The 24,472-nt window shown below is 58.2% G+C and carries 21 protein-coding genes and 2 pseudogenes; 10 read left to right on the top strand and 13 right to left on the bottom strand.

What is annotated here, in order from left to right; genetic code table 11:
- Window positions 1-40 precede the first annotated feature (40 nt).
- Together ACLEXF_RS05675 and chrA are read left to right on the top strand one after the other, a co-directional pair.
- Entirely contained in the window at window positions 41-1,000 is a 960-nt protein-coding gene (locus ACLEXF_RS05675) for a chromate resistance protein ChrB domain-containing protein (RefSeq protein WP_117129963.1), read from the top strand.
- Complete coding sequence (gene chrA, locus ACLEXF_RS05670; protein ID WP_017899566.1) at window positions 969-2,336, top strand: chromate efflux transporter; 1,368 nt, start codon at window positions 969-971, stop codon at window positions 2,334-2,336. Before ACLEXF_RS05675 ends, chrA begins: the two co-directional genes overlap by 32 nt.
- Before the next feature lie 136 nt (window positions 2,337-2,472).
- Here the strand turns inward: chrA and ACLEXF_RS05665 are convergent, their stop codons facing one another.
- From ACLEXF_RS05665 to ACLEXF_RS05620, 10 genes are all read right to left on the bottom strand, one after another.
- Window positions 2,473-2,955, bottom strand: coding sequence for a hypothetical protein (locus ACLEXF_RS05665; RefSeq protein WP_017899565.1), 483 nt, complete (start codon window positions 2,953-2,955; stop codon window positions 2,473-2,475).
- 108 nt (window positions 2,956-3,063) lie between these two features.
- Complete coding sequence (locus tag ACLEXF_RS05660; protein ID WP_109938403.1) at window positions 3,064-4,428, bottom strand: patatin-like phospholipase family protein; 1,365 nt, start codon at window positions 4,426-4,428, stop codon at window positions 3,064-3,066.
- 272 nt (window positions 4,429-4,700) lie between these two features.
- Window positions 4,701-6,122: an FAD-binding oxidoreductase gene (locus ACLEXF_RS05655; RefSeq protein ID WP_186920822.1), complete on the bottom strand. Its 1,422-nt coding sequence runs from the start codon at window positions 6,120-6,122 to the stop codon at window positions 4,701-4,703.
- Window positions 6,123-6,148: 26 nt separating this feature from the next.
- Entirely contained in the window at window positions 6,149-6,964 is an 816-nt protein-coding gene (locus ACLEXF_RS05650) for an ABC transporter permease (protein ID WP_049093736.1), read from the bottom strand.
- Window position 6,965: 1 nt separating this feature from the next.
- Window positions 6,966-7,796, bottom strand: coding sequence for an ABC transporter ATP-binding protein (locus ACLEXF_RS05645; RefSeq protein WP_032431880.1), 831 nt, complete (start codon window positions 7,794-7,796; stop codon window positions 6,966-6,968).
- Window positions 7,793-8,776 carry an ABC transporter substrate-binding protein gene (locus tag ACLEXF_RS05640; protein WP_117129964.1) on the bottom strand — a complete coding sequence of 328 codons (984 nt, stop codon included), beginning with the start codon at window positions 8,774-8,776 and terminating at the stop codon, window positions 7,793-7,795. Before ACLEXF_RS05640 ends, ACLEXF_RS05645 begins: the two co-directional genes overlap by 4 nt.
- Complete coding sequence (locus tag ACLEXF_RS05635) at window positions 8,776-9,657, bottom strand: creatininase family protein (RefSeq protein ID WP_023318467.1); 882 nt, start codon at window positions 9,655-9,657, stop codon at window positions 8,776-8,778. Before ACLEXF_RS05635 ends, ACLEXF_RS05640 begins: the two co-directional genes overlap by 1 nt.
- Window positions 9,654-10,133: a RidA family protein gene (locus ACLEXF_RS05630; protein ID WP_048324511.1), complete on the bottom strand. Its 480-nt coding sequence runs from the start codon at window positions 10,131-10,133 to the stop codon at window positions 9,654-9,656. The genes ACLEXF_RS05635 and ACLEXF_RS05630 overlap by 4 nt, the downstream gene beginning before the upstream one ends.
- A complete protein-coding gene (locus ACLEXF_RS05625) occupies window positions 10,123-11,406 on the bottom strand; it encodes an amidohydrolase family protein (protein ID WP_407259770.1) in 1,284 nt (427 codons plus the stop codon). Before ACLEXF_RS05625 ends, ACLEXF_RS05630 begins: the two co-directional genes overlap by 11 nt.
- A gap of 11 nt (window positions 11,407-11,417) precedes the next feature.
- The gene (locus ACLEXF_RS05620; protein WP_423265742.1) at window positions 11,418-12,386 is read right to left on the bottom strand and encodes a PDR/VanB family oxidoreductase; all 969 of its coding nucleotides are present in this window, start codon (window positions 12,384-12,386) and stop codon (window positions 11,418-11,420) included.
- 207 nt (window positions 12,387-12,593) lie between these two features.
- On the opposite strand from ACLEXF_RS05620, the gene ACLEXF_RS05615 reads away from it, so the two are divergent.
- From ACLEXF_RS05615 to ACLEXF_RS05600, 4 genes are all read left to right on the top strand, one after another.
- Window positions 12,594-13,493, top strand: coding sequence for a LysR family transcriptional regulator (locus ACLEXF_RS05615; protein ID WP_004202952.1), 900 nt, complete (start codon window positions 12,594-12,596; stop codon window positions 13,491-13,493).
- Window positions 13,494-13,786: 293 nt separating this feature from the next.
- A complete protein-coding gene (locus ACLEXF_RS05610) occupies window positions 13,787-14,776 on the top strand; it encodes an ABC transporter substrate-binding protein (RefSeq protein WP_043519923.1) in 990 nt (329 codons plus the stop codon).
- A gap of 11 nt (window positions 14,777-14,787) precedes the next feature.
- A complete protein-coding gene (locus ACLEXF_RS05605) occupies window positions 14,788-16,206 on the top strand; it encodes an amidohydrolase family protein (RefSeq protein WP_032435162.1) in 1,419 nt (472 codons plus the stop codon).
- Between the two features lie 20 nt (window positions 16,207-16,226).
- Entirely contained in the window at window positions 16,227-17,216 is a 990-nt protein-coding gene (locus ACLEXF_RS05600; protein WP_074440893.1) for an isopenicillin N synthase family dioxygenase, read from the top strand.
- Window positions 17,217-17,289: 73 nt separating this feature from the next.
- Here the strand turns inward: ACLEXF_RS05600 and ACLEXF_RS05595 are convergent, their stop codons facing one another.
- Window positions 17,290-18,207 carry a LysR family transcriptional regulator gene (locus tag ACLEXF_RS05595; RefSeq protein ID WP_109938399.1) on the bottom strand — a complete coding sequence of 306 codons (918 nt, stop codon included), beginning with the start codon at window positions 18,205-18,207 and terminating at the stop codon, window positions 17,290-17,292.
- A gap of 116 nt (window positions 18,208-18,323) precedes the next feature.
- On the opposite strand from ACLEXF_RS05595, the gene ACLEXF_RS05590 reads away from it, so the two are divergent.
- The 4 genes and pseudogenes from ACLEXF_RS05590 (at window position 18,324) to ACLEXF_RS05575 (ending at window position 21,911) form a co-directional block, all read left to right on the top strand.
- Window positions 18,324-19,856, top strand: coding sequence for an MFS transporter (locus ACLEXF_RS05590; RefSeq protein ID WP_131076431.1), 1,533 nt, complete (start codon window positions 18,324-18,326; stop codon window positions 19,854-19,856).
- 159 nt (window positions 19,857-20,015) lie between these two features.
- A pseudogene (locus ACLEXF_RS05585) lies at window positions 20,016-20,129 on the top strand (helix-turn-helix transcriptional regulator); the annotation flags it as partial.
- A 156-nt stretch (window positions 20,130-20,285) separates the two neighbouring features.
- The gene (locus ACLEXF_RS05580; protein WP_309298522.1) at window positions 20,286-21,089 is read left to right on the top strand and encodes a helix-turn-helix transcriptional regulator; all 804 of its coding nucleotides are present in this window, start codon (window positions 20,286-20,288) and stop codon (window positions 21,087-21,089) included.
- 141 nt (window positions 21,090-21,230) lie between these two features.
- Entirely contained in the window at window positions 21,231-21,911 is a 681-nt protein-coding gene (locus tag ACLEXF_RS05575) for a hypothetical protein (RefSeq protein ID WP_171996491.1), read from the top strand.
- 114 nt (window positions 21,912-22,025) lie between these two features.
- Here ACLEXF_RS05575 and ACLEXF_RS05570 read toward each other — a convergent pair.
- Both ACLEXF_RS05570 and ACLEXF_RS05565 read right to left on the bottom strand, forming a co-directional pair.
- Window positions 22,026-23,221 (bottom strand): annotated as a pseudogene (locus tag ACLEXF_RS05570) (MFS transporter).
- A 99-nt stretch (window positions 23,222-23,320) separates the two neighbouring features.
- Window positions 23,321-24,469 carry an iron-containing alcohol dehydrogenase gene (locus tag ACLEXF_RS05565; RefSeq protein ID WP_407259772.1) on the bottom strand — a complete coding sequence of 383 codons (1,149 nt, stop codon included), beginning with the start codon at window positions 24,467-24,469 and terminating at the stop codon, window positions 23,321-23,323.
- Window positions 24,470-24,472 lie beyond the last annotated feature (3 nt).

The following is a 24,472-nucleotide window of genomic DNA, read 5'->3' as shown; positions in this document are numbered from 1 at the left end:
CACACACGCTACATGCTGTAGTAATCTCTACATCATGACAATGCATCTCTTGATCCTTAACCTGACGACGTCTCAAGCCACGCTGCGCATGCGTGTCTGGCGAACCCTGAAGCAGAGCGGGGCGGCGGTCCTGCGCGACGGGGTCTATCTGCTGCCCGACATGCGTCAGGGCTATGACATTTTCCTCAGCACCTGCCAGGCGATCCGCGCGGAGGGCGGGGCCGGGTATGTGTTTACGATTGAGTCGACGGAAGAGGAGGCGCTCAGGCCGCTATTCGATCGTCGCGAACAGTATGATGCGCTGTTGCAGGATCTGCTGGCGCTGCAGGAGACGTTATCCGCCGACGGACTGGCGGCTCAGCTCAAACAGCTGCGTAAAATTCAGCGTGACTACCAGCGGATCGCGGCTATCGATTTTTTCCCGGGGGCCGCCCGGGAGCAGGCCGCTGAGCGACTGGCCACCCTCGAGCAGGCGATTAATCAGCGGCTATCGCCGGACGAGCCGCAGGCGGTTGCGGGCGAACTGAGCCTTCTGGATAGAGAGGCCTTTCGCGGCCGTTTGTGGGCCACCCGCCGACGCCCGTGGGTCGATCGTCTGGCCAGCGCCTGGCTAATTCAGCGCTTTATCGACCCTGAGGCGCGGTTCCTGTGGATGGCCGCGCCTGAGGATTGTCCGGCGACGGCGGTCGGTTTTGATTTTGACGGGGCGCTGTTCAGCCACGTCGGCATGCGGGTGACCTTCGAAGTTCTGGTCCGGCGCTTTGCTCTGGAGGCCGCGATCCCCGACGCTCTGGGCCGGCTGATCCACTTCCTGGACGTCGGTGGGGTATCCACCCCGGAGGCGGCGGGGGTGGAAAGCATTCTTGCAGGGCTGCGGGAAACCATTACGGACGATGACCAACTGCTGGCGGCAGCCTGCTCGCTGTTCGACGGCTTACTGAAGTCCTGTGAAATGAGGTCTGGTAATCATGAGCAAAACGGTGGTTCTTCCGCAGACTGACAGCCCTTCCGTCGTCGCTTCCGTATCCTTCTGGCAGGCATTTCGCTTCTGGCTGAAGCTCGGCTTCATCAGCTTCGGCGGACCTGCCGGGCAGATCGCCATGATGCACCAGGAGCTGGTGGATAACCGACGCTGGATCTCGGAAGGGCGATTCCTGCACGCGCTCAACTTTTGTATGGTCCTGCCGGGCCCGGAGGCCCAGCAGCTGGCGACCTATATCGGCTGGCTGATGCATAAAACCTGGGGAGGCATCATCGCCGGGGTGCTGTTTATTTTGCCCTCGCTGGTGTTGCTCATCGCGCTGGCGTGGATCTACCTCGTCTGGGGAGATGTCGCGGTGGTGGCGGGAATTTTTTATGGCATCAAACCCGCCGTGGCGGCGATCGTGCTGCAGGCGGCGCACCGCATCGGCTCGCGGGCGCTGAAAAATGGCGCCTACTGGGCCATTGCCGCCGCAGCCTTTGTCGCTATTTTTGCGCTGAACGTACCTTTTCCGCTGATCGTCCTGACCGCGGCGATCGTCGGGTTTATCGGCGGACGGGTGGCGCCGGCGACCTTCGGCAAAGCCGACGCCCATCGCGCGCAGAGTCAGCCTGGCGGGGCCGCCATTATTGATGACGCGACGCCGATCCCAGCCCACGCCCTGTTCAGCTGGCGGCGCACTGCCCGGGTGCTGATCGCCGGGATACTGCTGTGGCTGGTGCCGATGGCCACCCTGGCGCTAATGCTGGGCTGGGCGCACCCGCTGACCCAGATGAGCTGGTTCTTTACCAAAGCCGCGTTGATGACTTTCGGCGGGGCGTATGCCGTCTTGCCTTACGTTTACCAGGGGGCGGTGACCCACTATGGCTGGCTGAGCGCAGGGCAGATGATGGACGGCCTCGCACTGGGGGAATCCACCCCCGGACCGTTGATCATGGTGGTGACCTTTGTCGGGTTTGTCGGCGGCTACACCAAAGCGGTGTTGGGCGTTGATGATGTGCTGCTGGGGGGCATCGCGGCGGCGTGCCTGGTGACATGGTTTACCTTTTTACCCTCGTTTATCTTTATTCTCGCCGGCGGGCCGTTTATTGAAACCACGCATAATAAAGTGGGATTTACCGCGCCGTTGACCGCCATTACCGCCGCGGTGGTGGGCGTTATCCTGAATCTGGCGCTGTTTTTTATCTGGCATAGCGTCTGGGGGCCATCCGGTTTCGACCCATGGTCTGCGGCCATTGCTCTCGCCGCCGCCGGGCTGCTGTTTCGCTATAAGTGGAAGCTGACCTGGGTACTGGCCGCCGCCGCCGCGGTAGGGCTTATCGTCCATATGGCGGGACTGTCCGGCGCAGGGTGAGGTCGGCTTCGGGCTGAAAAGGCGGGAGGCAGGGACGGTATGGGGAAAGGGGCCGATGCCTGGTGAAACAGTCGTCGGCCGGAAGGTGTGGTAATAGCAATGTCTCTATTTCTCAAAGCATCTATAAGACTTCGCGTTACCAAAAGCGAGCTGCGTAATTAAAATGCTTCATCTGATGTTCATCAACATATGAGCTAGTTTCATCGGTGACTACAGGATTTGTGGAGACGGTGTTACCTGAGATATATAACGGGATGCCTGCCTTATTTTTACCTGTGTAAATCCCGGCGTGATCTCCTGGCTTTTTGCCGTTAGACTGGGCGGGATAATCTACTCTTAAAACAATATCGCCAACGGCAATGTCGGAAATATTTATTATTTTTCCGTGCGCTAATGACTCCTGATAGAATTTCGCTACGCTGGCGGTTTTAGGCAGGCCGGGAATACCAGCCTGACAGCTACACCAGTAGATAAAAGCCATACACCATGGCGAGCCGGAGGGGCTACCCACGTAGTCGAGATAGGTATTTACCATCGGGCCAGAGTTGCTGTTAAGTGGTTCCTCTTTAACATTAAGCTGACTTCTTGCTGCGTTTATTAAATCATTACCATTAGGCATGGTCTTATCCTCATCAGGTAGATTGTTAAATTGTGGATGGCAGAAAATGATTTTTTCGAGTTTCGCTCCTTATCTGGCTGAACTTTTCTATTTTTATCTTTGAAGTATTTATTTGTTCTTGAAGTATCTATTTAATTTTGTAAGGGGAAGGCTTGTCTGATAAGCAGAAGTAATATCTCGCCTGATTTTTTTGTAATTATGCCAATCAAAATTAATAAGAAATTGATAAGCGGTTTCTGCGCCAAGTCTAAACAATTTAAGTTTGTTGGCATCGCACATACTGAAGTCTAACCAGCCAATGTCTCCAGTGTCTATGAATGATACTAGCTTATTGTAATCAGGGTTTTTTTTAATGAAATCGTAATTCATGGCATGTCTGGCGGTGTTGAACGATTGAGCAAATATATCAAGGGTGCTATTAATTTCATGACTGTGATCGTCAAGTTGCAGTTTGACACCAAATGTGGGTCTTGCTGGAATTTTTGTGGGGTTGTGAAAAACATCAATCGGAAAGTTTGACATGATGCCGCCATCAACAAAACAAGCGATAGGTGGCGGAAATCGAGTCGCTAATCTGCTTTGAAAACTAATGCCGGTATATTTTTGCCATTTCAATTGTAGATTATTATCCATATGAGGTATTTTTACCGTGTAGGGCTGAAAAACAAAAGGGATAGACATAGAGCAGCGGCAGAACACCGCGGGATTTACATCGTTCGGTTTTTCCCAGTATAGTTCTGCCATGACAGGAAGTTCAACTTTATATTCGGTGGCTAAATCTGCTGTTATCAGGCATAAATAGTCATGATTTACATCCAGTTCATCAAGGGATTGTTTACCTTCAAGTTGGGATGATTTATCAATGCTGGTGCTTCTAAGCTTCCATCCGTATGGAGTCGTCGCCATTCTTTTTCTAAGATCGTTTACTGTATAAATATTAAAAGATGATAGCTGTTTTTTAAGCCAGGACTCAAATTCATCGCCTCTATTAAGTCCTTGCATTATTTTTAAGTTGTCCGTTGTCGTAAGAAACCTTAAAAATGCACTAAAATATTTAAACCCTGACTTGTTTTTAGAGTTCATTAAGCCTGTGGCAGTATCCATAAATTTCTTTGGGTCATAATCTCCGTCCTTTTTCCCATCAATAAATGTATTTATTGGCATATTGGCGATCATATCTATTAGGCGTTCGCTTTTTTCTTTTTCAGGTACATCTATTGCAGATAATAACAAGGCGGCAATTGAACCGGCTGACGTGCCTGCGATACCAATGAATCTTATCCCTGCTTGCTCTAAAATATATATGTAACCTACAAGGGCTAATCCGAGGACGCCGCCACCCTCCATTACCAGATCAACGTATTGATGGCCATTTTCATCAATAGTGTCACTGAATTCTTTATTGGACAGGGCGGTGGCTTTATTTTTTATTTCTTCAACTTCTTTTAGGTACCTATTCACGGATAATGACATTTTAATTTCCTTAGCAACGGATCTGATCATTGTTGATCATACAAGGGAATTTATTGGCCGTTATCAGAAGACCTCTTTTTTGCTCAAAGAGAAAATTGAGAAAATGCTGTGAACAATTTTTAACGGCCGTCTCGTCAACTACAGAAAAGTATAACGGAGGAAACAGAGACACCACTCATTCATATGAATGAGTGACGTAAAAAACTCGCCGTGCGGGCAGGGGAAGAGAGACGGGCCCGCTCCGCGTTAGCCCGCACGCGGAGCGGGGGCGATCAGGTCGCGGGGCTTTCGCGGGTGGCCCGCGCCAGCGGGTTGCTGTCCAGCTCCAGCTGGTCGCGCAGCGCCCAGCCGCGCAGCTTGCCGGGGTTAAGCAATCCTGCCGGGTCGAGAGATTGTTTAACCGCCACCACGTCAGGGCGGATAACCCCCTGTTTGCCGTCCTCAACCTGCAGTACGTGGGGATTGTTAATTTTGACGTCGTTATCGCGAAATATCTGCATGATCGCGTTGAGACGTTCGGGCGTGGTATAGCGCACCAGCTGCAGACCGCTGGCGGTAAGGTTGCCTTCGATATCGCGCAGAAATTCAATATGGGACATTACCTCCCCGGCGAAATGCTGCTCCATCTGTAAAATTTGCTGCGGATAGCGCAGCGGATCAAACGCCGTCTGTAGATAGGTCAGCGTATTGTCCACCTTGAGCGCATGCAGGGTGGTGTGGTTCCAGCAGTATTCCATTAACGAGGCGTTTTGCGTCCGGGCCTCGTCGCTGGCCTGACGGATGGCGTTGTTCCCGCGATGGCGCGGTAACAGGCTGGCGCAGAGTCCTTCGCTCTCCACGGCGATCAGGCTGATAACCGCATGCTGGCCGGCGCGGTAACGATCGTTCAGGTGGCTAAAATAATCGGCGATCGGCGTGGCCAGCAGCGCCACCTGGCGCTTCACCAGTCCCGGGGAGCGGACGCAGGCGTTGGCATAGTTCAGCGCATCGGCGAAATCGTCAAACACGTCCAGGCGTTCTATCCACTGGTGCGCGGGAGCCAGCGCCAGCTCAACCTCGAGAATGATGCCGTTGGTGCCGTAGGCGTGATGCAGCAGCAGCGCTTCGGGAGCCGGGACGGTCAGTACGCGAGGGACCGGCTCGACGGTCATCACTTTGACGCTGAGCACATTGCCGGGCGCCGCCAGCGGCCCATAGTTGATGGAGCCGATGCCGCCGAACCCGCCGCCGTAGAGGCCGCCCAGGCTCGCCAGGCGATAGGTCGACGGCATACAGCGCAGCTCCCAGCCCGTCGGGCGGGCGGCGGTTTCGATGTCCGCCAGGCGAATGCCGGCCTGGGCTCTCACCGTGCCGTTGCCGAGGGCGACGATCTGGTTGAGCCCGGTCATATCCACCAGCATCCCGCCTTCGAGGGGGACCAGTTGGCCATAGTTGCCGGTGGCGCTGCCGCGCAGGGTCAGCGGCAGCTGGTGCTGCGCGCAGGCGGCGACCAGTTGCCGCAGCTCCTCTTCATCGCGCGGGCGAACCACCGCGTCCGCCTGTTTTCCCGCCAGCTGCTCGGTGAGTACCGGACTGAACCAGTGAAAATCGCGGGAAAGCCGTTTGAGTTTCGCCGGCTGCAGGGTCCACTCCAGCGCCGGGAGTGCCTGCTGGATCGCCGCTATCGCTTGTTGACGCTGTTCATCAGTCATCATTCTTTTTCCTGTTCGTCAGCAGAACATTAATGAGATTGCACGGCTTCGCTTTCATGCCAGGCGCTGAGCGCCCGACGCGAGACCCAGGACATCACGCCGAACAGCGCGATCCCGGCGAGAGAGATCAGCAGCAGCGCGGCAAACATCAGCGGGATATCCAGCTGATAGCCGGCCTGCAGGATCTGATAGGCCAGCCCGGTACTGGTCCCGCCAGTGCCGGCGACAAACTCCGCCACCACCGCGCCAATCAGCGACAGCCCGCTGGAAATACGCAGCGCGCCGAAGAAATAGGGCAGCGCCGAGGGGATACGCAGTCGCACCAGCGTTTGCCAGCGGCTGGCGTGATTGAGGCGGAAATAGCTCAGCAGGCCGGGAGAGACGCTGCGCAGTCCCTGGGTGGTATTGGAGATGATGGGGAAGACCGCCATCAGGGTGGCGCACACCACCAGCGAGAGGGTGGCGTCCTTCACCCAGATGATAATCAGCGGGGCGATGGCAACGATCGGCGTCACCTGCAAAAACACGATGTAGGGAAACAGGGCGGTTTCCACAAACCGGTTCTGCACCAGGATAAACGCCACGGCGGCGCCGATGACAATCGACAGCAGAAACGAGATCAGGGTGATCTTAAGGGTGAACAGCAGCGCCAGCAGCAGCGGCGTGAGATGCGTCCACAGGCTGTCCAGCATCACCAGCGGCGACGGCACCAGAAAGGCCGGGATGCGGAAATAGCTTACCGCGCCCTGCCACAGGAGCACCACCGCCACCGCGACGAGGGTCGGATAGAGAATTTTGAGAAAACGCGGATGCTGGATCCACGGCGTTGCGGTTGTGGTTTTCATATTATGGCTCCATACCAGACTGGCTGGCCTGCAACAGACTGTCCTGCAGCTGACGGGCATACAGGGAAAAGGCCGGACTGACGCGGAACGCCTCGCTGCGCGGGAACGGCTCCCGGATGGCGATATCTTCCACCACCCGTCCGGGACGGGCCGCCATCATGATCACCCGCTGCGAGAGAAACACCGCTTCGTGGATCGAGTGGGTGACGAAGACCACCGTCAGGTTCTGCTCCTGCCACAGACGCAGCAGATCGCTGTCGAGCTTGTTGCGCGTAATTTCATCCAGCGCGCCGAAGGGCTCATCCATCAGCAGCAGCTTTGGCCGGGTGACCAGACCGCGGGCGATGGAGACGCGCATTTGCATGCCGCCGGAGAGTTCGCGCGGCAGGACGTCGGCGAACTTGCCCAGCCCCACCAGTTCAAGGACTTCACTCACCCGGGTATTACCTTCCGCGCGCGGCACGCCGGCCAGATCCAGCGGCAGCCTGACGTTATTGCGCACGCTGCTCCACGGCATCAGGGTGGCTTCCTGGAAGACGAACGAGAGCGGATGCTGGGCCTTTTCCCGGCTGTCGCGCCGCCACAGCATCAGCTTGCCGTCGCTGGGCTCCACCAGGCCGGCGACCATCTTCAGCAGCGTACTTTTACCGCAGCCGGACGGACCGAGCAGGGTAATGAACTCCCCCTGATTGATGGTCAGGTTGACGGGCAGCAGCGCCCGGGTGCCGTTGCTGTAGATCTTCTCCGCCGACAGCACCTCAATGGCCGGCGTGGCGGAGGCGGGCGTAAAGCGGGTGTCGCTCATCACGGTCAGTTTCGGGGCGGTATTCATGGCATCACTCCGGCGTCTTTGACCATCTCCAGGGTGTAAGTCTGCTCAAACGGCACCTTGCTGGCGTCGATCAGTTTGTTTTTCACCAGCATGTCCCAGGTTTTTTTCAGCCGCGGCTCGGTGATGATGCCGATGCCGCCGGTCTTAGCATCGCCGCCGGTCACCAGCTGGTAGTGCTTCATCTGGGCAATGCCAAAGGCGATCTGCTCGGCGCCCATTTGTGGATTCGCTTTGCCGATCAGATTGTTTCCGGGGGTGGGATTCTGCAGGTAGCTTTTCCAGCCCTCCATGGAGGCTTTGACGAAGGCCGCCACCGCCGCCGGACGTTTGCGGATGGTGTCCGCCATACAGATGATCGAGTTGCCGTAGGGCGGGTAGCCCCAGTCGCTGAGCGGATAGACATAGAACGGCTGCCCGCCTTTGGCGACGGAGAACGGCTCGGAGGTGACGTAGCCCTGCTGCACCAGATTTTTGTCGGCGAGGAACGGCTGGACGTTAAAGGTATAGGGGCGCACTTTGCTGCCAGCCAGACCCAGCTCGCTCTTCGCCCACGGCCAGAAGGAGGTATAGGCCTCGGTGGCGAGCAGGAAGGTTTTGTCTTTAAGCTCAGCCGGGTTGCTTACTTTGTCATGGGTGATAAACACCGTCGGCGAGTGCTGGAACACGGTGGCGACGGTTACCGCATGCACCCCCGCCTGCCAGGTCTCCAGCGCCTGGCCGTTGTCGCCAAGGGTGCAGTCCGCCTGACCGGCCGCCATCAGCTGCATAACGTTGATCTGCGGGCCGCCCATTTTAATTTCGACATCGAGACCGGCGTGTTGGTACAGCCCGGTGGCCTGGGCCTGGTAAAACCCGCCGTGCTCCGCCTGGGCATACCAGTTGGTGAGAAACGTAAACTTCTCCGCCGCGAAGGAGGAGGCTGAGGTGGCGAGGGCGGTCACGGTCAGCAGGGTTAAAAATGGCGTCGATCTGGTATTCATCAGGGCTCCTTGGAATCAGCAGCGAAAGAGGGGGGGAGGGACTGGACAAAGCCATGCCAGTGCTGTTTGCCCCAGGTCGGTTCGCGACGTTCGACCCAGGCCATGCGGTGGATCTCGATGATTGCCTGCGCCCAGCTGGCGGCGAGGGAGTCGAGCAGCCCTTCGCCTTGCTCCCGCGTCGCCGGGGTCGGGTCGCCAATCACCCCGCTGGGGCCAAAGTCATACGCTGCCCATGCCGCCGCCGGGCGGCCTTTCGACAGGGTCGGGCAGGGGAATTCCGGCGGGAAGTTGGCGACCGCCCGCTCCATATGAACGCACTCCGGCGCCAGCGCCAGCATCAGCGCCGTTTCGCTATGGCCGGCGTGCATCGCCATCCGCTGTTCATGCGGGCTGAGAAACTGTTTTTCGCAGTTGGGCACGTTGAACACATCGTGCGGGATGGCGATAAAATCCCCGTGGCGCAGGCGCATTTCCCGGCAGGCGATCTGCAGGATCTGCGGCTGGCCGCCGTGGCCGTTGATCATCAGCAGCTTGCGAAAACCGGCTCGATAGAGAGATTCGGCGATCTCCAGCAGCGTATGCAGCAGCGTATCGCCGCTGAGGGTCAGGGTGCCGGGAAAATGCAGATGCTCCTCTGACTTACCGTAGACGATCGGCGGGATGGCGTAGGCCGGGATCGCCGCCGGCAGCCGGGCGAGGGCATGGCCCGCCACGCCGGAAGATATCACGCTGTCCACCGAGCAGGGCAGATGCGGGCCGTGCTGTTCGATCGCCCCGGTAGGGAGGACGATAACCGTATTGCTTTTATCCGGCAGGGCGGCCACGTCCGTCCAGCTCAGAAAAGGGAGAAAGCGCGCTGCAGGAATGTAACCGTTAATCATCGCGGTGCCTCGGAGTGAATTGGCTGGGGTAACCAGACGGTTGCTTCGACTTCAATCAATACCGTGGCGTCGGGCAGCATTTCGCTGACCTGCACCACGGTGGAAACGGGCGGCTGGCCGGGATAAAACAGCTTCCTGACCCTGCTGTAATAGGGAAAATGGTCAAGGTTGCGAAAGTACTGCACCAGCTTGATAACGTCGCTCATCTGCCCTCCCGCGGACTCCACGGTGCGGCGGATGCTTTCCAGTACGTACCAGCTCTGGGCGAGGATCGGCCCCTGTTTCGCATCGGTTGAAAATTCGCCGGTCGCCCCCAGCAGCTCCCGCACCGGCTCAGGCACATCCTGAAAGCCGTTGACGATGGTGCCGGTCAGGGGATTGACCGGAATAATGCCGGAGAGAAAGATAAAATCGCCGGCTCTGCGCCAGGCGGCATACCGCGCCAGCGGCGCCCCCGCGCCTGCTTCAAGACTCATGTGCCATCTCCTCCTGCCACACTCGCCGGTGGGTTAACCTGCCGTGGTTAACCACCAGACGGGCGGCGCTGTTTAAAGGCCAGGTAAAGCGGTCGCTACCCGGGAAAATCACCACGCTGGCCGCCGCCCCGACGGCAAAGGGCGCCGCGTCTGCCGGCGAACTGGTTAGCGCCGCGCGATCGCAGATCAGCCGCGACTGCCGGTCGAACGGGTCGCTAAGCTGGGCGCTGAACAGGCCGCAGGCCAGGGTGTCCAGCGGGTCGTAGCTTCCCGCCGGACAAAAAGCGTCCTGCACGTTGTCGCACCCAAGCAGGGTGGCCACGCCGGCGGCCTGCGCCTCGTGCAGCAGGGTGATCCCCCGCTGGCGCGGCGTGCGGCCGAACGTCGCATCCTGCAGCAGCAGGTTGGTCATCGGCAGGGCGATAAGGGTGACGCCGTGCGCCGCCAGCTGACGCAGGATTTGCGCCGCCTGCGCGTCGCTGCCGGCGGCCAGCGCGCAGCCGTGGCTGCAGCAGATATGTCCGGGGAAAGGGTGGCGGGAGAGATGATCCGCCAGCCAGGTCAGCCCCTGAGACACCTCGCTGAGCTCCTCATCGATATGCAAATCCAGATCCAGTTTCCAGCGGGCTGCGCTATGCAGCAGGTTTGCCATGGCGGCGGCGTCCCAGTTGGAGGAGTGGATGAAGCCGCCCAGCAGGCAGCGCTCCCCGCTGTTGGCGACCGCACGGGCAATGGCCTCGGCATCCGCCGGATCCTGAAACAGGGGCAGCGGGACCAGCGCCACCCGCTCCAGGGTGATGCCGCCGGTACCGAGGCGGGCGATCTCCTGCCAGGCGTCCGGCGCGTCGGCGGTAAACCAGTCGATATGGCTGCGCAAATGGGTCACGCCATTCGCTGCCGCCCGGGCCAGCGCGGCGGACGCCCGACGTTGAATATCCGCCCCGGTCCAATGTCGGCGATCCTCATGCATGGCGTGGATCGCCGGCAGCAGCCCGGCCTGCGCCGGACGGCAGCGTTCAATGGTGAATGTCTTGTCCAGATGGGCATGGGGTTCCACCAGGCCGGGGAGCGTCAACGCCCCCGCCAGATCCCACAGGCCGGGAGCCGGCTGGTCGGTTGGGGTCAATGCGGCGATCCGGCCATCGCGAAAGGCCAGGTCCGCCAGCAGCGGTTCACCGTTGGCCTGCGTCGGCCAGCCTTCGGGCAGCGCCCAGGCCGGGAGTCGGGCGCGGCTGATACCGGTGAGCGGCGCGCAAGAGGAGGAGAATGTCATCGTCAGTCTCCTCACAGATCCAAAACCAGACCCGGTGATTTCGCCCGCGAACAGCAGAGCGTGATCTGGTCGTTGCCAGCTTTCTCTTCCGCCGTCAGCACGCTGTCCCGGTGCTCGGGGATCCCGTCGAGGACCCCGGTAATACATGACCCGCACATTCCCTGTTCGCAGGAGAGCATGACCTCCACCCCGGCGTTCTGTAATACCTGAGCAATGGTTTGATCCGCGGCGACCTGCAGACGCTGCCCGCTGGAGGCCAGCTCAATATAAAAAGCGTTTTTCGCCGCAGTATTATTTTCCGCCGCGGGAGTGAAGCGCTCGAATACAAATTGCGACGGCGACCAGCGATATTCATCCATGACCGACCGCAGTCGCTGAATAAAGCCCTCCGGGCCGCAGGCCACCACCGCGGTATCAGGATCGGGCGCGGTTAAGCATGGGGGGATCTGCTGGCGAAACGACTCGCCTTCCTCGCTGCAGTGAATCGCCACCGTGCCGCTCGCGGCCAGCTGAGCCAGGCGCGGGGAGAAGGCGGTCTGGCGCAAGCTGGCGACATAATAATGCAGCTCCAGCTCACCCTTTCTGGCGGCAATCGCGTCAGCCATCGCCAGCAACGGCGTGATGCCGATACCGCCGGCAAACAGCAGGTAGCGCCCGGCTTGCGGCAGGGGGAAATGGTTGCGCGGCTGCGAAATGGAGAGCCGATCGCCGGCTTTGAGCTGCTGGTGCAAATAGCGTGAGCCGCCGGTGGAAGCGTCCGCCAGCCTGACGCAAACTTCATAGCGATTTCCGCGGTCAGGCATGCCGCACAGGGAATATTGCCGCGGGCCGACGCCGGGAATAATAATATCGATATGCGCCCCGGCGGAGTAGGCCGGTAATATTTCCCCGGCCGCTGCCTGCAATATTAAAGACAGATTTCCCTCGCCGTTAGGCCGTATTTCCCCGACCGAGACCGAAATAAAATCGTGGCTGCGCATTACCGTTTACTCTCCCTCATTCCGCTGTCTGCAGGGCGGCCAGGGTCGGCGAAGAGATAACTCCCCTTCGCGGTGAACTGTCCGGCGTGCAAGAAAATGGGTGAAACGATCGTTTCTCCGCTATGAATGCTACGGTATTGTGATAAAACTGTTGCGTCCAGAGCTTTGATTCGCACAACCCCTTGCAAAAAAGAGAGCACCCAAACGATGTTTGCCTTCTCCCGATTTCTGCTCTATTTCACTGAAGTGGCCCGTCAGGGGTCGTTTCGTAAAGCGTCAGAGGCGTTGCATGTCTCTGCGTCCTCTATCGACCGTCAGATTTTGCGCGTGGAACAGGAGCTGGCGATGCCGCTCTTCGAGCGCCATCCCACCGGGCTGCGGCTGACCGCCGCCGGGGAGCTGCTGCTGCATGCGGCCAATAACTGGAAAAAGGACTTTACCCGGGTCTGTGAGCAGCTGGATGACCTGCGCGGACTGCGGCGCGGGCATGTGCGCATCGCCACCATCGATGCCATTAACCGGCATTTCTTTTCGACGATGCTCAAAGAGGTGCATAAACATTATCCCAACATCTCTTTTACATTGACCACCATCAACAATATCCACATCCAGCAGGCGCTGATCTCCGGCGAGGCGGATTTCGGCATCATGCTCAATCCGCAGACCTCCCGTGAACTGCAGGTGAGGGCGTTTGCCGAAATGAATATGGGGATCGTGGTACCGACCGGCCATCCGCTGGCCAGCCGCAGCGCTGTGCGCTTTAGCCAGTGCATCGACTACCCGTTTATCCTGCCCTCCGCCCCATTGATGATCAGCGAACCGGTAGAGGCGCTGGTGAACATCAGCGGCAACGAGGTGAAGGAGGTGGCGGTGTCGAATAACATCCACATGATCCGCACCCTGATTAAAGAGCAGATGGGTATCGGCATCCTGTGCCGGCTGGATATTCTCGATGAGATCGAGTCCGGCCAGCTGGCGTTTGTGCCGCTTACCGATCCGCAGCTTAAGCCTTTCACGCTGGCGCTGTGCGTTTCGCCCGCCCGCCAGCTTTCACTTGCCGCCTCGATGATGTTGAACCAGCTGGAGATGCTCTTCAGCCAGCTGTGAGAGACCGGCAGGCACTAAAATCATTCATTAGCGCACCATAATGGTGCGTTTTTTGTGTGCATGAATCAAAGGTTGCATGCCCAGGGCGGCGGCGCAGGCGATTTTGCGCGACCGCGCGCGGGCGATAAAATCTGGCATTGTTTTTGTATAGCTAAGTGTGAGTAGAAGCGGTCAGTACGGGTTATCCATACGGGACATTGCTCAGTCACCATGTCGCGGTTCAATGTTGACCGGGATGGGAGGCTGAGCCACATTCGCTCGCTCCCCCTCCCGGCGTAAAGAGGAGAGGGATAATGAAAACAGGCGCACGCCTTCCCCGGGGTTTACGCTGGCTGGGCCTGATGGCCCTCGGCGGTGTCTCGCTGGCCGTTCAGGCCGAGGAGAAAATCGTTCTGCTGACCTCCTGGTACGCTCAGGCGGAGCAGGGGGGTTATTATCAGGCTCAGGCCACTGGGCTGTACAAAAAATATGGTCTCGACGTCGAGATCCGCTCCGGTGGCCCCCAGGTCAACGGCATGCAGTTGCTGTTGTCGAAGCGGGCCGATGTGATCATCGGTTACGATCTGCAGCTGCTGGAAGGCATTCAGCGCGGCTTCCAGGCGAAAGCCATTGCCGCTCCCTTTCAGTACGATCCCCAGGGGCTGCTGACCCACGCCGATGTCACCTCCCTGCAGGGGCTGAAAGATAAAACCATTCTGGTCTCCAGCTCCGGTCAGGCGACATGGTGGCCGTGGCTGAAGGCGCAATACCAGCTGAGCGACGCTCAGGTTCGCCCCTACACCTTCAATATTCAACCCTTTGTCGTCGACGACGCTGTCGCCCAGCAGGCTTATGTCAGCTCCGAGGTGTTCCAGGTGCAGAAGGCTGGGGTGAAGGCGAACTTCTTCCTCTTTTCTGAGCATGGTTACCCTCCCTATGGCGGCATTCTTATCGCCCGCCCGGACACCATCGCCGAGCGTAAAGCGGCGATGGCGAAGTTTGTCCGCGCCTCAATGGAGGGCTGGGTGAGCTATCTCAAGGATCCGGCGCCGGGCAATGCGCTGATTAAGCAGGACAATCCGAAAATGACCGACGATCTGCTCGCCTGGGGCGTGACCCAGATCCGTGAGCATCATCTGATCGACGGCGGGGATGCCGCCAGCCAGGGCTGGGGGACGATGACCGACGCGCGCTGGCAGAAGACCCGCGATTTTATGGTCAGCGCCGGTCTGCTGGCGGCGGCCACCGACTGGAAACAGGCCTACACCACCGAATTTGTTCAGGCCATGCAGGTTAAACCCTGAGGAGCGACGCCATGTCATTAATGATTAAAAATGCCCATGCCATCCTCAGCGGTCTGCCCGGAGAGGCGGCGCGGCTGGCCGGGCCAGATATTCGCATCCGCGACGGCAAGATTGCGGCCATCGGCAGCCTGACGCCGCTGCCGGAAGAGCGACAGATCGATGCCCGCGACTGTGTGATCTATCCGGCATGGGTGAACACGCACCACCATCTTTTTCAGTCGCTGCTGAAGGGCGAGCCGCAGGGGCTGAACCAGAGCCTGACGGCCTGGTTGAGCGCCACGCCGTACCGCTTTCGCGCGGCTTTCGATGAACATACCTTTCGTCTGGCGGTGCGCATTGGCCTGGTGGAGCTTCTGCGCTCGGGCTGCGCCAGCGTGGCGGATCACAACTACCTGTACTGGCCAGATATGCCTTTCGATACCTCGGAGATTGTCTTCAGCGAAGGGGAAGCGCTGGGGATGCGCATCGTTCTGTGCCGGGGTGGGGCGACCCAGGGGCGGGCGGTGGAACAGGATCTGCCGGTGGCGCTGCGTCCGGAAACCTTCGACGGCTATATGGCGGATATCGAACGGCTGGTCAGCCGCTATCACGACCCCCGGCCCGATTCTCTGCGCCGGGTGGTGATGGCGCCCACTACCGTCCTGCACTCCGCGCCGGGCGCCCAGCTGCGGGAGATGGCGAAGCTGGCCCGCCAGCTGGGGATCCGGCTGCACAGCCATTTATCGGAAACCGTCGATTATCTTGACGCCGCGCGGCAGAAATTCGCCATGACGCCGGTGCAGTTCTGCGCGGAGCATGACTGGCTGGGAAATGACGTGTGGTTTGCCCATCTGGTGAAGCTGCTGCCGGAGGAGATTGCCCTGCTGGGCCGCACCGGAACCGGCATCGCCCATTGCCCGCAAAGCAACGGTCGGCTGGGCAGCGGCATCGCCGATCTGCTGGCGCTGGAGCAGGCCGGGGTCCCGGTCTCGCTGGGGGTGGATGGCGCTGCCTCCAATGAGGCGGCGGATATGCAAAGCGAAGCCCACGCCGCATGGCTGCTGCAGCGCGCGCGCAAGGGGATGCTGGCGCAGCCGCGCTACGCCGGAGGCACCTTCGAGGGCGGGGCCGATGCGGCCACGGTGGAGGATGTGGTGCGCTGGGGCAGCGCCGGCGGGGCGCAGATCCTCGGCTTAGCGCAGAGCGGCACTCTGCAGGTCGGGATGCAGGCGGACCTCGCCATTTACCGGCTGGACGATCCGCGCTACTTCGGCCTGCACGATATGGCCATTGGCCCGGTGGCCTGCGGCGGGCGCGCCGCGCTGAAGGCGCTGCTGCTCAATGGCCGACCCATCGTGGAAGATGACGCCATTCCCGGTCTCGACCTTGACGCGATGCGCCACGACGCGCTGGCGGCCGTCCGTACCCTCCAACAGCGCGCCGCTGTTTAACTGATAACAGGATAATGACGATGAACGCAACCACCCAGAATCAACGCTATGCCTTACAGGAACTGGAAAAAGAGGCGCTGATGGGCGCCGAGGGCGAAGAGACCTTCACCCGCGAAGTGCGCTGTATCGACCTGTCGAACTTTGCCGAAAGAAAAAATGATATTGCCGAACAACTGTGGGAGGCGGCGGTGGAGATCGGCTTCTTCCAGGTCAGCCACCATGGTATTCCGCTGGCGGAGATCCGCCAGGCGTTCAGCACGACCGAGGCGTTTTTCAACCTGCCCGACGAGGTGAAGCGCCAGTATCCGCTGGCCGGCAACGCCGGCTGGGAGAGCAAGGCGCAGGTTCGGCCGTCGACCCGCACGCCGGATCAAAAAGAGTCCTATCAGATAACCCGTCCGCTGATGGATGGGCGCTGGCCCAGCGATCGGGAGCTGCCAGGCTTCCGACAGACGATGCTCGGGTTTGAATCGCAGTGCTGGCAGCTGGGGATGAAGATCCTCTCCTGCTTTGCGTTAAAGCTCGGTTTTCCGGAATCGTTTTTCACCACCGCGCACGATCCGCAGCGTGACACCTATCAGAGCACCTTGCGCATGCTGCACTACTATGCAACCGAGCAGTCGCAGCAGGGAATGTGGCGGGCCGGCGCGCATACCGATTTTGACTGTCTGACGCTGCTGTTCCAGCGCCCCGGTCAGGGCGGCCTGCAGGTTTGTCCCGGTAAAGACCGCGAAAGCCAGCAGTGGACCAGCATTGAGCCGCGCGAAGAGGTCATCACCTGCAATATCGGCGATATGCTAATGCGCTGGAGCGACGACCAGCTGCCGTCTAACTTCCACCGGGTGAGAAACCCGCTGCCCCACGAATATCAGGGGCCGCGCTACAGCCTGGCGTTTTTCTGCCAGGCCAATAAAGATGTCGAGATCCTCGGGCCGCAGAGGAAGTACCCGCCCATCAGCGCCGAGGATTATCTGCAGCAGCGGATCCAGGCCAATTTTGCCAAAGGGTAAGATGCGCTCTTGAATGGTATACCTGCCGCCGGCTTTCGCTGGCCGGGCGGCAGGATATCCGGCGCTGAGCTTTTCAGGGGGTAGGGCTTGCCGATACGGGCGACAAGGGTATCTCTGCCGCAGCTATAAAATCAATAAAACAGCGTATTCTTGGTGACAGGTAGCGGCTGGCGGGCCACAGGACCGAGAAATGCCCATCCTTGACGCAACAGCCGGGCAACACCTCCTGCAGTTGTCCCTCGTTGATGGCCTCGCGCACGACAAAATCAGGCACATAAGCGATGCCCATCCCCGCCGCGCTTAAGCGAATGGCGGCCTCAATGTTATTGACTGTCATAATGGCAGCGGCCCTGAAATCTCCCGTCAGCCGCATATCGCGCAGTTCCCAGGGCTGGATCAGCCCTGTCGCGGGGAAGCGAAAAAAAATACACTTGTGCGCCGCTAATTCCGCTGGCGAGCCGGGAACGCCGTATTCCGCCAGATAGGCCGGACTGGCGCAGAGCACAAAACGAAAGCCCCCCAGCTTTCTGGCGATCAAGCGGGAGTCCGCTAGTTCGCCGCTGCGGATAGCGACATCAAATCCTTCATCGATCAGATTGACCAGCCGGTCACTAAAATCGAGATCCAGTTCAACCTGCGGATAAAGACGGCTAAAGGCGGTGAGGGCTGGGAGCAACAGGCGGTAGCCGATGACAGGCAGTGAAATCCTCAGTTTACCGGTGGGCTGTGAAAGACTGCTGGTCAGCTCAGACTCGGCCTCCTGGATCTGCTCCAGGATACTCTGGCAGCGGGTCAGAAACGCGGCCCCCTCCGCCGTCAGGCTGACGTTTCTGGTGCTGCGGTTGAACAGCCGGACCCCCAGCTTATGCTCAAGCCGGGCGACATTCTTACCCACCGCCGAGGCAGATATCCCCAGCAGCCTGGCGGCCTGAACAAAGCTTAGCGTTTCGGCGGTGCGGACAAAGGACGTCAGCGAAGTGAGGCTGTCCATCGATTATAAACCTTTTGTCTCTTAAGAAGATATTTTCAGTCTATTTATCGGCAAGAACATCCGCAATAGGATGGCGATAGTTTATTCATTCCTTGCCGACTGATGAGGGCCGCCCGATGTTACTCACCGCCAGAACACCTTCCCGATACGCCAGCGCCCTGGCCGCGCTTTCTGTCTTTATGGCGGCCTTGCTGCTGCCGTTAAGTTTTACCGGCGGCGTCATGACCACCCCGGCGATACAGCAGTCGCTGGGCGGCTCTCCCGCTGCGCTGTCGTGGCTGACCAATGGCTTTATGCTGACTTTCGGCAGCTTTTTGCTGGCCGCAGGGGTGACGGCGGATGCCATCGACAGAAAACGTATTTTTATCGCCGGCGCCGCGCTGTTTTGCCTGAGCAGCCTGCTGTTTTGTCTGACGCACAATCTCTTCCTGTCAGGCGTGCTGAGGGCGCTGCAAGGTCTGGCCGCGGCGATGATTTTAGCCAGCGGCAGTGCGGCGCTGGCCCAGCTGTATGACGGCGCTCAGCGGACGCGGGCATTCAGCATCCTGGGCACAGTGTTCGGCGCCGGCCTGGCGTTCGGCCCGCTGCTGATCGGCTTCATGACCGACGCGGTGGGTTGGCGCGGGGTATACGCCCTGTTTGCGCTGCTCTCGGCGATGGTTCTGCTTATCGGTCTGGCGTATCTGCCGGCGGCAGAACAAAGCCAGCCGCGGACACCTGACAACCTCGGCTTAACCCTGTTTACGCTGGCCCTGATGCTGTTTACTGCATCGCTTATGGTCATTCCGGCCCGCGGCTTTTTATCGCTGACCACGCTGGCCTTGTTCATCGCGTCGGCGGGACTGTTCGTGGCGTTTGCCGTGCGCTGCCAGAGGGTGAGCAACCCGGTGCTGGAACTCTCCCTGCTGCGCCATCCGCGTTTTGTCGGCGTACTGTTGCTGCCTGTCGCCACCTGCTGTTGCTACGTGGTCCTGCTGATTGTTGTTCCACTGCATTTTATGGGCGGAGAGGGGATGAGTGAGTCGCAGAGCGCGCTATATCTGATGGCGCTGACCGCGCCGATGCTGATTTTCCCATCCGTTGCGGCCCTGCTCACCCGCTGGTTTTCACCGGGGCGGGTATCCACGGGAGGGCTGATGATGGCCTCCGTCGGGTTGCTGTTGCTGGGCGATGCTTTTCACAGTAACCATCTTTCGCAATTGGTGCTGGCGCTGATCCTCTGTGGGGCGGGGGCGGCGCTTCCCTGGGGGCTGATGGACGGCCTGGCGATATCCGCTGTGCCGGTGGCGAAAGCCGGTATGGCGGCAGGCCTGTTCAACACCGTTCGCGTTGCCGGCGAGGGGATCGCCCTGGCGATAGTCTCCGCGGTATTAACGGCAAGCAATACCCTGACCCTGCAGAGTCGCGTTCACGGGTATGCCCCCGAGGTGATTCACCGCGCCGCAGGCTGGCTGGGAGCCGGCAATATGCCGCAGGCGGCTGCGCTTTTGCCTGACTTTTCCCTCCGGGCGCTGCGCGAGAGCTATGACTCTGCTTATACGCTGCTGTTTAGTGGGCTGGCGGTCGTCACCCTGCTGTGCGCCCTGATGGTCTGGCGGACGCTATGCCGGAAGGGGAGCGCTATCCAAACCCGCAACAGCGGATCCTGAGCCCCCTTGATAGCGCATTGGCGTCACGCTCCCGGCAACCGCCTTTCCCGGTCTGCTTAGCGAACCGGGACTGTCATTGTTTCGCTGGCGGAACTATGCTGATCAGGGCGGCCACATGCGCCGCTCCGGCAGCGGAAACAGTGACTCACAGGTGGCGGTATGGCGATTGATCCGGAACTGATTTACATCGAGATCCTGGAAACGGTGCTGATGGCCACCCTGGATCCCGATTTGTGGAAATCGGCATTGCAGAAACTGGCGTTCCTCACCGGCCATCAGTACGCGGCATTTCTGTTCTACGATAAAGGCAATGCGCATCTGTTGACCGATTCATTCCTGCTGGAGGAGAAGGTCTTCACTGCCTATCGCGACGTGTTTCTGGCCATCGATCCCGCCGAAAAAATATTGACCGCGTTACCGGTCGGGCAAATGTACCGAGACCGCGAGTATTTAGGCGATAAATTTATTGCCGGCAGCGTCTATTACAATGAGTTTCATCACCCCAACGATCTGAATAATCTTACCAGCGTCAAGCTATGCACCCTCAATGGCTATGCCACCTATCTGTCACTGATGACGGCCAATACGGCGGCTTATCCGCAGCCGGCGCAGTTTGAACTGTTCAGGCGCTTGATCCCGGCGTTAAAAACCGCCTGCCAGCTTCACGCCCGATTTGAACAGCTGCGAGACACCATAAAATACCAGAGCGCGGTGATGGACAACGGGATCTACCCGGTATGGCTGGTGGATCATGGCGGTAAAATTGTCTACGCCAGCTCGCATGCCGAACGCTACCTGCGCGCTAACACCCGCCTCTCCTGGTATAGCGGGGGCGATACGCTGTGCCTCAATACCGACAGCAAAAAACTGAAACGGGCTATCGAGCAGGCCACCCGGACGGCAGAGCCGCCGAGGGCAGGGGTGTGCTATACCGCCGGGCGTCAGCCGAAACCGATCCTCGTGATCCCGACGGCCCGCCTTGCCGGGGTCGCCTGCGTGATTATTCCCGAGCCGTTTTTCACCGGCAGCGCCTTGATGGAACTGTTTAACGTCAAGCCTGCCGAAAATGCGGTGGCGGAGTTGCTGGTGCGGGGCATGACGCCGGATGAATGCGCCTTACATCTGGGCGTATCTATCGCCACGATCAGAACTCACCTTAGCGCCCTGTACCGGAAAACCCACACCCGTAATCAGGCAGAACTACTGCTGATCATTCGTGCGATTCACGGCTGATTTATTTCATCCACTCATTCATATGGATGAGTGGATCTGTTATTACCGCCATTATAATCCTCCTAAAACGAATGAAGGATTTAATCGCTCTCTGAGCGGTCAGTCCGTATATCTAATTCCTGCTGGATGGGAGTGGTTAATATGTTTTTCTTCCGTGTGATAGCCATCGCAATTTTATTCCCTGCTTTAATATCCTGCACAACGCAAAAAGCCCTAAATGAAACCGGGAAGGAGATTGATAAAGGCCATTATGGTGTCGCGACATGGTATGTCGCAACCTTACCCGTTGTCATGCTTTATGACGTATTTACTCTCGGCGGTACCAGCGACCCGCAAACGGGATATAATACGGTCGCCAGCGTCGCGAATAAACAACCGGTGACTCAGTCAGCCCACAGTTCATCAGGTACGCGGCCTCAATCTACAATTCAAACCGCTGCAGGCGGTTTAGTTGCGACCGTCACAACGCCTCAAAACGTCGCCCTGAGAACAGCGTCTTCGCAAGGGCCGTCATCGGTTTCTTCGTCAGTCAAATCCTATCCTCCGGCTGATAATTGCCTTACCCGTGATTCGACGTCGAATTCACTGGCAGACTTCTGGATTAACCACTGTGGCTTTGCCGTTACCGTGATGTGGTTTGATGCGAATGATTGCCGTACGGGGTGTATGGATGGCGTGGGGGCGAATTCACGCCAGTCAATAACAAAAGGAAGGGCGGGAAGCGCTTATACTTCCGTGGCTTGTCCAAAACCTTCTACACCAAAAGGACCCGATGGCATTCATCAGTGGGCCAACGAAGGGCATCATCAATGTACTTCCTGAGTCGTGGATAGCAAGGCCAGAGATATTCTGGCCTTGCTATCCAGTCGAGCTTTTCGTCTCTATCGAATGGTCGACGACGTTAGCCGGAACCGAGCCAGCAAACATCGCGCGTAATCAGTCAGCAGAACGTCGCGCCGTCTGGATCGTCATCAGCGCGGCCACGATCAGCATCCCGGCGCTCAGGCAAAAGGTGCTCTCATAGCCCAGATGGTCGAATATAATACCGCCGACCGTTGCACCAAGGGCAATAGAAAACTGCACTGTGGCGACCATCAGTCCCCCGCCTGATTCGGTATCCGCTTTGCTGGCATGGGCGACCCAACTCCACCACCCCACCGGCGCTGCGGTGGAGAGTACGCCCCACAGGGCCAGCAGAATCGACACCGCAACAAGGTTTGTCGCCAGCGGGATCAGTAATAACGCAATCAGGGCCATCAGTAGCGGAATAATGATTAACGTTTTATAGAGCTGCTTTTTAATCACCAGTCCAATAGCCGTAGTCCCCGCGAGTCAGGAAATACCGATCGCTAATAATAGTAGCGAGATGGTCCTGGCATCGACCTGAGCGATCAGTTTGAGGTACGGGCGAATATAGGTGAATAAGGTAAATTGCCCCATAAAAAAAATACCGGCCGCGCCCATGCCAATCGCCACCGAACGATCGCCCAGTAGTCTGCGCAGACCGGAACCGCTAGCGGCCTGGTGCGCTCCCGCTTTCATTGAGGGAAGGCTTATCCATTGCCAGATAAAGGTTACCACGGCGATGGGCACCAGGCTCAGAAAGGCGCCACGCCAGCTGGTGACTGACGACAGATAGCTACCCAGCGGTGCGGCCACCACGGTGGCAAGCGCATTGCCGCCATTAAAAACGGCCAGAGCGCGCGGAACCTGACTAATATGGACCAGCCTGACCGCCGTGGCGACAGACATTGACCAGAAGCCGCCAATGACTACACCAATCAATGCGCGCCCTAGCATATAAATGCTGAAATTCGGCGCCATCGCTACAATTAAAGCCGAAATCCCCATCAACGCGGTCAGGAGTAACAGCAAATATTTGCGGTTCATTTTACCTGCCAATCTGCGAATACACAGGCTGGTTAAAACAGCACATATTCCTGAGATCGTCATTCCCTGACCCGCGGTACCTTCGGTGATCTCCAAATCCATAGCGATGGGGGAGAGCAGACTCACCGGCATAAATTCTGAAGCAATTAGCGTAAATACGCAGAGCGTGATGGAAAATACCCCCTCCAGTTGGAGGAGTGATTTTTATCATCATCATAAGCTGAATGTTTTCTGAGATCCATAATAGGGTTTATTACACCTTAACGTTTACGGCAGGCGTCACTCTGTATTGGTTGATCGCGAATGAAAGGGACCTTCCCGAAGCCCATTCGTATTCGCCATTAAAGCGCATTTTGCAAAATAACTTCGACAACATCAGGCGAATAGGTTTCGGCGATACCAAAGGCCCGGATATGCGATTTAACATTGTCGATAATTGAAGGTAATGCCTCGGCAGAAATATTCACCTCGGAAAGTCTCACCGGCGTGCCGATTTTCGTAAACCAGGATTCCAGTGCAGCAATACCTTCTTCCGCACTTTCCACGTTAAAAACTACCCGGGCGAAGCGGTTAAACTGGGCTTTATTTTGGGACTGGTACCATTTCATCCATGCAGGCATCACCACCGACATCCCGGCGCCATGAGGCACGTCGAACAGGGCAGACAACGAGTGCTCAATCGCATGGTTAGGATAACTATAATCTGCGGCGCCGGAGAAGGTTATCCCATTTTGCGCCAGCGTCGAAGCCCAGGCAAATTCGCCGCGTGCCGCAATATTTTGCGGATCGTTAATCAGTATATCCGTCGTTTCGATGACGGTTTTAATCAATGATTCAATCAGTCTGGACTGCAGCCTGGGCAGTACGGTGGCCGTAAAGTACACCTCGATCAAATGCGAAATAATGTCCGCTGCCGAGTAGACCAGGTATTCCCTCGGAACACCCGTCATCAACGCCGGGTTTAATACCGTCACCCGTGGATGAGTGGCATCGTTACCAATGGATAATTTTTCTTTTGTTTCTTCGTTAACCACCACGGCATACGGATTCATTTCGCTACCGGTGGCCGCGAGGGTCAGAATGGCATATATCGGCAGGGCGGAGATTAATTCCCCGTCGCCAGTGAACAATTCCCAGGCGTCGCCTGGATAGTCGACTCCCGCAGCAATCGCTTTCGCGCTGTCAAGAACCGAGCCGCCACCGATGCTGATAATCGCCTGTACCTTTTCCTTACGCGCCAACTCAACGGCGCTTCTGACCGATGAAATGACCGGGTTGCTGATAATACCGCCAAATTCACACCAGCTTATTCCCTGGGATACGAGACGGCGCGTGACCTTCTCGAACAGACCCTCATTTTTGATTCGCTGGCTGCCATAGCAAATCAGCACATGATGAATACCGTCTTTGGCGATATGGTCAGCAAGGGTATCTTCTTTATCGATGCCGAATTCAATACGTGTTGGATTATAAAAATTAAAATTATGCATATT

Source organism: Klebsiella pneumoniae complex sp. WS1778 (assembly GCF_049472055.1).
GTDB lineage: Bacteria > Pseudomonadota > Gammaproteobacteria > Enterobacterales > Enterobacteriaceae > Klebsiella > Klebsiella quasipneumoniae.
Note: the sequence above shows the minus strand (reverse complement) of the source record. Positions and strands in the feature narration are given on the sequence as shown.

Coding starts and splice junctions, on each gene's coding strand:
- ACLEXF_RS05660 (WP_109938403.1), bottom strand. CDS start 4,428: ATGTCATTATCCGTGAATAGGTACCTAAAAGAAGTTGAAGAAATAAAA.
- ACLEXF_RS05590 (WP_131076431.1), top strand. CDS start 18,324: ATGTTACTCACCGCCAGAACACCTTCCCGATACGCCAGCGCCCTGGCC.
- ACLEXF_RS05605 (WP_032435162.1), top strand. CDS start 14,788: ATGTCATTAATGATTAAAAATGCCCATGCCATCCTCAGCGGTCTGCCC.
- ACLEXF_RS05650 (WP_049093736.1), bottom strand. CDS start 6,964: ATGAAAACCACAACCGCAACGCCGTGGATCCAGCATCCGCGTTTTCTC.
- ACLEXF_RS05565 (WP_407259772.1), bottom strand. CDS start 24,469: ATGCATAATTTTAATTTTTATAATCCAACACGTATTGAATTCGGCATC.
- ACLEXF_RS05655 (WP_186920822.1), bottom strand. CDS start 6,122: ATGATGACTGATGAACAGCGTCAACAAGCGATAGCGGCGATCCAGCAG.
- ACLEXF_RS05645 (WP_032431880.1), bottom strand. CDS start 7,796: ATGAATACCGCCCCGAAACTGACCGTGATGAGCGACACCCGCTTTACG.
- ACLEXF_RS05620 (WP_423265742.1), bottom strand. CDS start 12,386: ATGCGCAGCCACGATTTTATTTCGGTCTCGGTCGGGGAAATACGGCCT.
- chrA (WP_017899566.1), top strand. CDS start 969: ATGAGCAAAACGGTGGTTCTTCCGCAGACTGACAGCCCTTCCGTCGTC.
- ACLEXF_RS05635 (WP_023318467.1), bottom strand. CDS start 9,657: ATGATTAACGGTTACATTCCTGCAGCGCGCTTTCTCCCTTTTCTGAGC.
- ACLEXF_RS05665 (WP_017899565.1), bottom strand. CDS start 2,955: ATGCCTAATGGTAATGATTTAATAAACGCAGCAAGAAGTCAGCTTAAT.
- ACLEXF_RS05625 (WP_407259770.1), bottom strand. CDS start 11,406: ATGACATTCTCCTCCTCTTGCGCGCCGCTCACCGGTATCAGCCGCGCC.
- ACLEXF_RS05630 (WP_048324511.1), bottom strand. CDS start 10,133: ATGAGTCTTGAAGCAGGCGCGGGGGCGCCGCTGGCGCGGTATGCCGCC.
- ACLEXF_RS05675 (WP_117129963.1), top strand. CDS start 41: ATGCATCTCTTGATCCTTAACCTGACGACGTCTCAAGCCACGCTGCGC.
- ACLEXF_RS05580 (WP_309298522.1), top strand. CDS start 20,286: ATGTACCGAGACCGCGAGTATTTAGGCGATAAATTTATTGCCGGCAGC.
- ACLEXF_RS05595 (WP_109938399.1), bottom strand. CDS start 18,207: ATGGACAGCCTCACTTCGCTGACGTCCTTTGTCCGCACCGCCGAAACG.
- ACLEXF_RS05615 (WP_004202952.1), top strand. CDS start 12,594: ATGTTTGCCTTCTCCCGATTTCTGCTCTATTTCACTGAAGTGGCCCGT.
- ACLEXF_RS05600 (WP_074440893.1), top strand. CDS start 16,227: ATGAACGCAACCACCCAGAATCAACGCTATGCCTTACAGGAACTGGAA.
- ACLEXF_RS05575 (WP_171996491.1), top strand. CDS start 21,231: ATGTTTTTCTTCCGTGTGATAGCCATCGCAATTTTATTCCCTGCTTTA.
- ACLEXF_RS05640 (WP_117129964.1), bottom strand. CDS start 8,776: ATGAATACCAGATCGACGCCATTTTTAACCCTGCTGACCGTGACCGCC.
- ACLEXF_RS05610 (WP_043519923.1), top strand. CDS start 13,787: ATGAAAACAGGCGCACGCCTTCCCCGGGGTTTACGCTGGCTGGGCCTG.